We start from the raw sequence: 9381 nt of genomic DNA, 5'->3' as shown, positions 1-9381 counted from the left end.
ACAAACTGCTCAGGGTGGGCGCGATCCGATCGCCAGCGGCCTGCCGCGGTCGCAGCTGCGGCAGGCCATTCCTCTCGGAATGCACCGACAATATCTGATTGCGCTATTACAAGGGTGGGTTAGCCGAAGGCGTAACCCACCGCTTTAATCTCCGCGGTGAGAGAAGAGGTGGATTACGCTATGCGAACTGCGCTTCGCGCCGTCGCAGGGCTAATCCACCCTACGGCAGCAGAGCTAGCTCCCGCTGAACGAATTGTACCCCTGGTCTTCCCAATAGCCGCCCTTGTAGTCGTTGGTGACTTCCATCGACACTACGTATTTCGGGTTCTTGAAGCCGAGCTTCGTCGGCACGCGGATCTTCATCGGGAAACCATAGGCGCGCGGCAGGATCTCGTTCGCATATTTGAACGTCATCTGGGTCTGCGGATGCAGCGCGCTGCGCATGTCCAAAGGCGAGTTGTAGCCATCCTTGTCGGCGCACTGGAACCAGACATATTTCGCACGCGTATCGGCGCCGATCAGTTTGAGGAAATCGCGCAAGGGCGTGCCGGTCCAGCTGCCGATCGCGCTCCAGCCTTCGACGCAGATGTGGCGGGTGATCTGGCTGACTTGCGGCAGCTTGTAGAGCTCGGGGAGCGTCCACGACTTCTTGTTGTCGACGAGGCCGCGGACCTCGAGCTTCCAGTCGGCGCCGTCGATGTCGGGCGCGTCATCGAGATCGTAATAGGCATTGAACGGGAACGGCTTCGTAATCGCGCTCTCGGGGAATGTCGGCGCCAGCGCGTCGGGATTGAACATCCAGGCCTGCACCGCGTCGTTGAACTTCGAGACCTGCGCCAGCAGCGTATCGGCCGAGGACGAGTCCACGACGTCGCAGCCGGTGAGCAGCGTCAGCGCACCCAGGCTGGCACCGCCGGCGATGAAGCGGCGGCGGGTAAAATCCGGCATCGTCTTGATGGCGTCCTTGATCAGCAGCCGCTTGTCGACGCCGGGGATCAGGAATGAACGCTTGGCCATGGCTCCCTCCGCTCAGCGACCGATGATCATCGCGCGCAGGCTCTTCGGCACCAGCAGCGCGAGCAGAACGTGAATGACGAGGAAGGCGCAGATCGCGGCCATGCAGAAGAAGTGCACGTAGCGCGCGGTCGGATAATCGCCGAACAGCATCACGAGATAATAGAGCTGCACCGGCTTCCACATCGACAGGCCCGACAGCACGATCAGCACGCCGACCACGATGATGCCGGCATAGAGCACGCGCTGCACGTAATTGTAGACGGTGAGATCGTCATGGCCGAGCTTGAAGGTCAGGGCAGACCTGACGTCGTGGAGCACGCCCGACGCGGTGATCGGCAGCAGTTTTTTGCGGAAACGGCCGGTGGCAAAGCCGGTGATGAGATAGGCGAGGCCGTTGATCATCAGCAGCCACATCGCGGCGAAATGCCAGAGCAGGCCGCCGCCGAGCCAGCCGCCGAGCGTGTACTCGCGCGGGAAGCTGAAGCCGAACAGCGGCGAGGCGTTGTAGATCTGCCAGCCCGACAGGATCATCAGGATCATCGCTAGGGCGTTGATCCAGTGCATGACGCGGACCCAGGCCGGCTGGATCACTTTGGCCGGGGCGGCGCTGACCTGCTGGTCGGTGACTGTGAGGCTCGACATCGTGGTTCCGTCCTGAACGTCGTGTGACAGCAATTATACGCCTTTGCTTCCGCTTTCGTTACGCCCGGCCAGACATCGAATCGATGCCTCCGGGCTATGGCGGTCACAATAAAGCGAGCCGGGTGTCCCCGGCTCGCCGTTTCGTCACACCCTGTCGGGGATGAAACAGGAGGACGCGGTGTTACGTCGCCGGCATCAGCACGGTATCGACCACATGGATGACGCCGTTGGACTGGTTGACGTTGGAGATCGTCACCATCGAGGTGCCGCCCTTGGCATCGACGATCCAGACCTTGCCGTCCTGCTTCTTCACGGTCAGTTCCTCGCCCTCGGCGGTCTTCAGCTTCCTGCCGTCGGTGAGGTCGGACGCCTCGAGCTTACCGGGCACGACATGGTAGGTGAGGATCTTGGTCAGGGTCGCCTTGTTCTCGGGCTTGACCAGATTGTCGACGGTGCCGGCCGGCAGCTTGCCGAAGGCGGAGTTGGTCGGCGCGAACACCGTGAACGGGCCCTTGCTTTCCAGCGTCGGCACGAGGCCGGCCGCCTTCACTGCCGCCACCAGCGTGGTGTGGTCCTTCGAATTGACCGCGTTCTGGACGATGTTCTTCGAGGGGAACATCGCGGCGCCACCGACCATGACGGTCTTCTCCTCGGCGCGGACAGGCGCGACGACGGTCGCGGTGACGGCCAGGGCGCTGAAGGCGGCGGCGGCGAGATAGGCAATACGCTTCGACATGGAGAATCTCCCGATTGAATTGTGGCCGGCAATGGCCGGCGTTGAGTTGGGCAACAACGGCGTCCGCGACAGTTTGACGTGAGGCAGCAGCGCGTCGTTGGCCGAACTACGGGAGGGTTTGCGTAGGGGTTTCGAGGAAAAATTCTTTGTGATGGGTGAAACTATGGGACGGTGAGGCCGTGTGGTGGCTCAGCCGTCATTGCGAGGAGCCCGCGACAAAATTGCGAAGCAATTTTGCGCTGGCGACGAAGCAATCCAGACTGTCTCCGCGGATATATTCCTGGATTGCTTCGCTTCGCTCGCAATGACGGGGTGTAGCCCGGATAGAGCGAAGCGTAATCCGGGGTCTTCGCATACGGATCGACTTGTCCCGGATTGCGCTTCGCTCCATCCGGGCTACGAACTCTCAATCCCTGTTCGTCGGCGTCTGGATGAATCCGCGATTATGGGTCGGGCTGATCAGGAGCTCGTTGATGCAGACGCGCGGCGGCATGCTGGCGATGAACGCGATGGTACGGCCGAGATCTTCGGACTGCAGCATCTTCGCCTGCTCCTCTTCGCTCGGCACCACCGGACGCAACTTCAGGATCGGCGTCGCGACCTCGCCCGGCATCAGGCAGCAGGCGCGCAGGCCGTTGACGCATTCGTCCATGTTGAAGGAATGGGTCAGCGCCAGCACCGCATGCTTGGTCGTGGTGTAGGCCGGGCCCGGCATCTTCGAGACGTGGCGGCCGGCCCAGGACGAGACGTTGATGATCGAGCCGTCCTGCTGCTTGCGCATCGTCGGCAGCACCGCGCGCATGCAATAGAGCACGCCGTTGAGATTGACCTGGACCAGCTTGTCCCAGCCCTCCAGTTCCATGTCCTTCCAGCTCCGCTTGGGGACATTGATGCCGGCATTGTTCACGAGCAGGTCGATCCGGCCGTGCTTCGCGACGATTTGATCGGCCGCCTTTTGGGCCTGGTCCGCGTTGGCCACGTCCAACGCGATAGCCTCGGCCACACCGCCCGCCTTGGTGATCTTCGCAACCACGGTATCCAGGGCATCCTTGCGGCGGCCCGAGACCACCACGATCCAGCCGTCGGCCGCCAGCGCCTCGGCACCGGCCTCCCCGATCCCGCTGCCACCGCCCGTCACCCAGGCCACGCGTTTCCCGTTTTTGGACATGCAAACTGTCTCCGTTGCTTCTTTGGGGCGGTTTTTGCTAATCCAGCCCTCGGTTTTGACCGGCCTTGTTGCCTTGCGGTCGAGGAAATCTTGCATGAACCAAGCAGCCAACGCCAATCTGTTTTCCCGCCTGTTCGACGGCCTCGACGACCCCAAGCGCCTCGCGATCGAGACGCAGGACGGCGCCCATATCAGCTATGGCGATCTGATCGCCCGGGCCGGGCAGATGGCGAATGTGCTGGTCGCGCGCGGCGTGAAGCCCGGCGACCGCGTCGCGGTGCAGGTCGAGAAATCGGTCGCCAATATCGTGCTGTATCTCGGCACTGTCAGGGCCGGCGCGGTCTATCTGCCGCTCAACACCGCCTATACGCTGAACGAGCTCGATTACTTCATCGGCGATGCCGAGCCGTCGCTGGTGGTCTGCGATCCCTCCAAGGCGGAAGGCCTTGCCCCGATCGCCGCCAAGGTGAAAGCCAAGGTCGAGACGCTCCGGCCTGACGGCAAGGGCTCGCTGACCGAGGCGGCCGACAAGGCCAGCAGCGAGTTCGCGACCGTCTCGCGCGCCAACGACGATCTCGCCGCGATCCTCTACACGTCCGGCACCACCGGCCGCTCCAAGGGCGCGATGCTCAGCCACGACAATCTCGCCTCGAACTCGCTCTCGCTGGTCGGCTACTGGCGCTTCACCGACAAGGACGTGCTGATTCACGCGCTGCCGATCTACCATACGCACGGCCTGTTCGTGGCGACCAACGTGACGCTGTTCTCGCGGGCGTCGATGATCTTCCTGCCGAAGCTCGATCCTGATCTCATCATCAAGCTGATGGCGCGCGCCACGGTGCTGATGGGCGTGCCGACGTTCTATACGCGGCTGCTGCAAAATCCCGCGCTGTCGCGCGACACGACGAAGCACATGCGGCTGTTCATCTCGGGCTCGGCGCCGCTGCTCGCCGAAACCCATCGCGAATGGTCGGCGCGCACGGGACATGCGGTGCTCGAACGCTACGGCATGACCGAGACCAACATGAACACGTCGAACCCCTATGACGGCGAGCGCGTGCCCGGCGCGGTCGGCTTCCCCCTTCCCGGCGTCTCCGTGCGCGTCACCGAGCCCGAGACCGGCAAGGAGCTGCCGCGTGAGGAAATCGGCATGATCGAGGTCAAGGGCCCGAACGTGTTCAAGGGCTACTGGCGCATGCCGGAGAAGACCAAGTCGGAATTCCGGCCCGACGGCTTCTTCATCACCGGCGACCTCGGCAAGATCGACGACAAGGGCTATGTCCACATCCTCGGCCGCGGCAAGGATCTCGTCATCTCCGGCGGCTTCAACGTCTATCCGAAGGAAATCGAGAGCGAGATCGACGCCATGCCTGGTGTGATCGAATCCGCCGTGATCGGCGTGCCGCACGCCGATTTCGGCGAGGGCGTGACCGCGGTTCTCGTCTGCAACAAAGGCGCCGAGGTCACTGAATCTGCGGTGCTGAAGGCGCTCGACGGCCGGCTGGCAAAATTCAAGATGCCCAAGCGCGTCTTCATCGTCGACGAGCTGCCGCGCAACACCATGGGCAAGGTGCAGAAGAACATCTTGCGCGACACGTACAAGGATATTTACGCGAAGAAGTGAGGGGCTCGGCTCTCTCGCCGTCATTGCGAGGAGCTCTTGCGACGAAGCAATCCAGACTGCCGCCTCGGAGAGATTCTGGATTGCTTCGCTTCCGCCGTCGCTCTTCGAGCGATGGCGGACAAGTCGCTCGCAATGACGGAGATCGTGGCGACTACTGCCCGCCCACCAGACTCATCACAAACCGGCTGCCGACGATGAACAGGTAGCACCCGAACGCGACCTCCAGCGTCCGCTTCGACATCGCATGCGCCGCCTTCACGCCGAGCGGCGCCGTCACGAGGCTCATCGGCATCACCAGCACGGCGCCGATCAGCGAGACATAGCCGAGTGCGAACGGCACCTGCAGGGCCGAAACGCTCGGATAGATCGCCGCCGCCGGCCATCCGGCATAGACGTAGCCGAGCGCGCCGGGGATCGAGATCAGCACGGCGAGCGCCGACGAGGTCGCGACCGCCTGGTGGATCGGGCGGCCGTAGAAGGTCATCAGCAAATTCGAGAACAGGCCGCCGCCGATGCCCATCAGCGTCGAGAGGATGCCGACGCAGAAGCCGTAGACGCGCATCAAGGGGCCCTTCGGCAGATCGTCACCGAACTTCCAGCCCTCGCGCGCGAAGATGAGGCGTGCCGCCGCGGAATAGGCGACACAGACGAACACGATCTTGAACAGCTTCTCCGGTGCATAGCGCGCAATCACGCTGCCGGAGACGACGCCGATCACGATCGGCAGCCACCACACCCGCAGGATCATCATGTCGACGGCGCCGCGCTTGTAATGCGCCTGGAACGAGCGGATCGAGGTCGGGATGATCACCGCGAGCGAGGTGCCGATGCAGAGCGGCATGCGCACTTCCAGCGGCACGCCGGCGATGCGGAAGCATTCGTAGAACACCGGCACGAGAATCGCGCCGCCGCCGATGCCGAACACACCGGCCAGGAAACCCGAGAGCGCGCCGGTTGCGATCAGCAACAGCGCGAGCTCGATGATCTCCTTGATATCAAGACCTGCGATCACCCCTGACCTGCCCCGGCGACTGGCCGCAGCCTCCGAGACTCACGCCCGGATTCGGCTGCGGTCCAAGCTGTAGGCGATCTGATTTGCGGGGTCGACACGGCGCGCCGGCCGTCTTGGGTGGGATGCGGCTTGCGCATATCCAACCGCCGGACGAAAAATGAGTACGCGAGGCGGAAATTGACCGGCGGCTCATTCAGCGTTCTCGCGGCTTCAAGCGTCATGAACTGACTGGTTCGAACTGTGGTCCGCCGCGGACGGCTTAGAGCCGTTCCAATAGTGATTTCAATGCGCCTCGCCTCCCGCCATAAAAGGTGAATTAATATTCTCTTCTTGGTCGGTGCGCCACTGCTCTGGTATACCAAGACCCTGATTGGCCTTGTTTCATCAAGGGCCTAGAGCTGAACGCCGGTTCGATTTATGGCGATTTGGTGATTGCGCAGGCCAAATCGACTCCGTAAATAGAGCCGACCTTTCGCGATCCCCGCGCGCCCCATGCTGGGCCGCAACAAAACATCAAAAGCCCATGACCGCACGGATCGAACGACCGCTTTCACCACACATGCAAGTCTACCGCTGGACGTTGACGATGGCGCTGTCCATCGTCCACCGCGCCACCGGTATCGCACTCTACGCCGGAACCCTGCTGCTGGCCTGGTGGCTGGTTGCGGCGGCTTCGGGCCCCGCCGCCTACGCCAATGTGCAGGCCTTCACCGGCAGCATCATCGGCCGGCTGATCGTGTTCGGCTACACCTGGGCGCTGATGCACCATATGTTGAGTGGCATCCGGCACTTCGTCTGGGACCTCGGCTACGGCTTCAAGGCCGATGAGCGCGAAGCGCTGACCTGGGGCGCATTGATCGGCGGCATCGTGCTGACGGTGCTGATCTGGATCATCGCCTACGCGATCGGAGGTGGACGATGAGCACAAGCGATACGCCGAAGCGCAGCATGCGCACCCCGCTCGGCCGCGTCCGCAATCTCGGCTCGGCGCATTCGGGCACCTCGGACTTCTGGCGCCAGCGCATCACCGCCGTCGCCATGACGCTGCTGATGATCCCGGCGCTCGTGATCGTCATGATGCTGCTCCGCAGCAACCATGCCGGCGCTGCGCAGACTCTCGGCTCGCTGCCGATCGCAGTGATCCTGCTGCTCTTCATCTTCGCCAGCACCTGGCACATGAAGATCGGCATGCAGGTCGTCATCGAGGACTACGTCCACAACGAGAAGCTGAAGCTCATCTCGGTCATGCTCAACAACTTCTTCTCGGTCGCCGTCGCGCTCGCCTCGACCTACGCGATCATCAAGCTCTCATCCGGAGTGTAACCCATGGCCACAGAGACGAATGGCAAGGGCAACGGCGCTCCCGCCACCAACGGCAAAGCCTATCCGATCGAAGACCATACCTATGACGTCGTCGTGGTCGGCGCCGGCGGCGCGGGCCTGCGCGCGGTGGTCGGTTGCAGCGAGGCCGGCCTGAAAACGGCCTGCATCACCAAGGTGTTCCCGACCCGCTCGCACACGGTCGCGGCGCAGGGCGGCATCTCGGCCTCGCTCGGCAACATGCACAAGGACGACTGGCGCTGGCACATGTACGACACCGTGAAGGGGTCGGACTGGCTCGGCGACCAGGACGCGATCGAATACATGGTGCGCAACGCGCCCGACGCAGTCTACGAGCTCGAGCATTGGGGCGTGCCGTTCTCGCGCACCGAGGACGGCAAGATCTACCAGCGCCCGTTCGGCGGCATGACCATGGACTACGGCAAGGGCCAGGCGCAGCGCACCTGCGCCGCCGCCGACCGCACCGGCCACGCCATGCTGCACACGATGTACGGCCAGTCGCTGCGCCACGCGGCCGAGTTCTTCATCGAGTTCTTCGCCATCGACCTGATCATGGACGACCAGGGCACCTGCCGCGGCGTCATCGCGCTCAAGCTCGACGACGGCACGCTGCATCGTTTCCGCGCCCAGACCGTGATCCTCGCCACCGGCGGCTACGGCCGCGCCTACGCCTCCTGCACCTCGGCGCACACCTGCACCGGTGACGGCGGCGGCATGGTGTTGCGCGCCGGCCTGCCGATGCAGGACATGGAGTTCGTGCAGTTCCACCCGACCGGCATCTACGGTTCGGGCTGTCTCGTCACCGAAGGCGCGCGCGGCGAAGGCGGCTATCTCGTCAACTCCGAAGGCGAGCGCTTCATGGAGCGCTACGCGCCCTCGGCGAAGGACCTCGCCTCGCGCGACGTCGTCTCGCGCGCGATGACCATCGAGATCCGCGAAGGTCGTGGCGTCGGCAAGAAGAAGGACCACATCTTCCTTCATCTCGACCATCTCGATCCCGCTGTGCTCGCCGAGCGCCTGCCGGGCATCTCCGAATCCGCAAAGATCTTCGCCAATGTCGACGTGACGCGCGAGCCGATCCCGATCGTGCCGACCGTGCACTACAACATGGGCGGCATCCCGACGAACTATCACGGCGAAGTGCTGACCAAGAAGGACGGCGACGACAACGCGGTCATCCCGGGCCTGATGGCGATCGGCGAAGCCGCCTGCGTCTCCGTGCACGGCGCCAACCGCCTCGGCTCGAACTCGCTGATCGACCTCGTCGTGTTCGGCCGCGCCGCGGCGCTCCGTCTCGCCGAGAAGCTGACGCCGAACGCCAAGCAGCCCGAGCTGCCGGCGAACTCGTCGGACCTCGCGCTCGGCCGCCTCGACCATTACCGCTACGCTTCGGGCGGCACGCCGACCGCGAAGCTGCGCGAAGGCATGCAGCACGTGATGCAGAACAATTGCGCGGTGTTCCGCACCGGCGAAGTGCTGAGCGAAGGCCAGAACCTGATCCAGAAGGTCCACAGCGGCATCACCGACATCGCCGTGTCGGACCGTTCGCTGGTGTGGAATTCGGACCTCGTCGAGACGCTCGAGTTCGACAATCTGATTTCGCAGGCGGTGGTGACGATGAACTCGGCCGCCAACCGCACCGAGAGCCGCGGCGCGCATGCCCGCGAGGACTTCTCCGACCGCGACGACAAGAACTGGATGAAGCACACGCTGGCCTGGCTGGATGACTCCGGCAAGGTCAAGATCGAGTATCGCCCGGTTCACGACTACACCATGACCAACGACGTGCAGTACATCCCGCCCAAAGCGCGCGTGTACTGAGCGAACAGCGAAAGCTTTAT

At 63.5% G+C, this 9381-nt stretch carries 9 protein-coding genes; 4 read left to right on the top strand and 5 right to left on the bottom strand.

The window, feature by feature from the left end:
- Positions 1 to 234 precede the first annotated feature (234 nt).
- From VGR99_RS03725 to VGR99_RS03710, 4 genes are all read right to left on the bottom strand, one after another.
- A complete protein-coding gene (locus tag VGR99_RS03725) occupies positions 235 to 1017 on the bottom strand; it encodes a molybdopterin-binding protein (protein ID WP_326896949.1) in 783 nt (260 codons plus the stop codon).
- A 12-nt stretch (positions 1018 to 1029) separates the two neighbouring features.
- Entirely contained in the window at positions 1030 to 1659 is a 630-nt protein-coding gene (locus tag VGR99_RS03720) for a cytochrome b/b6 domain-containing protein (protein ID WP_326896948.1), read from the bottom strand.
- Positions 1660 to 1840: 181 nt separating this feature from the next.
- Positions 1841 to 2395 (bottom strand): fasciclin domain-containing protein, encoded by a 555-nt coding sequence (locus VGR99_RS03715; protein ID WP_326896947.1) that lies wholly within the window; start codon positions 2393 to 2395, stop codon positions 1841 to 1843.
- Positions 2396 to 2801: 406 nt separating this feature from the next.
- Complete coding sequence (locus tag VGR99_RS03710; RefSeq protein WP_326896946.1) at positions 2802 to 3563, bottom strand: SDR family oxidoreductase; 762 nt, start codon at positions 3561 to 3563, stop codon at positions 2802 to 2804.
- Positions 3564 to 3657: 94 nt separating this feature from the next.
- On the opposite strand from VGR99_RS03710, the gene VGR99_RS03705 reads away from it, so the two are divergent.
- The gene (locus VGR99_RS03705) at positions 3658 to 5187 is read left to right on the top strand and encodes a malonyl-CoA synthase (RefSeq protein WP_326896945.1); all 1530 of its coding nucleotides are present in this window, start codon (positions 3658 to 3660) and stop codon (positions 5185 to 5187) included.
- A gap of 151 nt (positions 5188 to 5338) precedes the next feature.
- Here the strand turns inward: VGR99_RS03705 and VGR99_RS03700 are convergent, their stop codons facing one another.
- A complete protein-coding gene (locus VGR99_RS03700) occupies positions 5339 to 6199 on the bottom strand; it encodes a sulfite exporter TauE/SafE family protein (protein WP_326896944.1) in 861 nt (286 codons plus the stop codon).
- A gap of 523 nt (positions 6200 to 6722) precedes the next feature.
- On the opposite strand from VGR99_RS03700, the gene sdhC reads away from it, so the two are divergent.
- The 3 genes from sdhC to sdhA are packed head-to-tail and all read left to right on the top strand — an operon-like array spanning position 6723 to position 9361.
- The gene (gene sdhC, locus VGR99_RS03695) at positions 6723 to 7121 is read left to right on the top strand and encodes a succinate dehydrogenase, cytochrome b556 subunit (protein WP_326896943.1); all 399 of its coding nucleotides are present in this window, start codon (positions 6723 to 6725) and stop codon (positions 7119 to 7121) included.
- Positions 7118 to 7522 (top strand): succinate dehydrogenase, hydrophobic membrane anchor protein, encoded by a 405-nt coding sequence (gene sdhD, locus VGR99_RS03690; RefSeq protein ID WP_326896942.1) that lies wholly within the window; start codon positions 7118 to 7120, stop codon positions 7520 to 7522. Before sdhC ends, sdhD begins: the two co-directional genes overlap by 4 nt.
- Positions 7523 to 7525: 3 nt before the next feature.
- Positions 7526 to 9361 carry a succinate dehydrogenase flavoprotein subunit gene (sdhA, locus tag VGR99_RS03685; protein ID WP_326896941.1) on the top strand — a complete coding sequence of 612 codons (1836 nt, stop codon included), beginning with the start codon at positions 7526 to 7528 and terminating at the stop codon, positions 9359 to 9361.
- Positions 9362 to 9381: the final 20 nt, after the last annotated feature.

Source organism: Bradyrhizobium sp. (assembly GCF_035935975.1).
Lineage (GTDB): Bacteria > Pseudomonadota > Alphaproteobacteria > Rhizobiales > Xanthobacteraceae > Bradyrhizobium.
Note: the sequence above shows the minus strand (reverse complement) of the source record. Positions and strands in the feature narration are given on the sequence as shown.

What these genes read in the sequence shown, in the direction of transcription:
- VGR99_RS03720 (WP_326896948.1), bottom strand. Translation starts at nt 1,659, where the DNA reads ATGTCGAGCCTCACAGTCACCGACCAGCAGGTCAGCGCCGCCCCGGCC.
- sdhA (WP_326896941.1), top strand. Translation starts at nt 7,526, where the DNA reads ATGGCCACAGAGACGAATGGCAAGGGCAACGGCGCTCCCGCCACCAAC.
- VGR99_RS03705 (WP_326896945.1), top strand. Translation starts at nt 3,658, where the DNA reads ATGAACCAAGCAGCCAACGCCAATCTGTTTTCCCGCCTGTTCGACGGC.
- sdhC (WP_326896943.1), top strand. Translation starts at nt 6,723, where the DNA reads ATGACCGCACGGATCGAACGACCGCTTTCACCACACATGCAAGTCTAC.
- VGR99_RS03725 (WP_326896949.1), bottom strand. Translation starts at nt 1,017, where the DNA reads ATGGCCAAGCGTTCATTCCTGATCCCCGGCGTCGACAAGCGGCTGCTG.
- VGR99_RS03715 (WP_326896947.1), bottom strand. Translation starts at nt 2,395, where the DNA reads ATGTCGAAGCGTATTGCCTATCTCGCCGCCGCCGCCTTCAGCGCCCTG.
- sdhD (WP_326896942.1), top strand. Translation starts at nt 7,118, where the DNA reads ATGAGCACAAGCGATACGCCGAAGCGCAGCATGCGCACCCCGCTCGGC.
- VGR99_RS03710 (WP_326896946.1), bottom strand. Translation starts at nt 3,563, where the DNA reads ATGTCCAAAAACGGGAAACGCGTGGCCTGGGTGACGGGCGGTGGCAGC.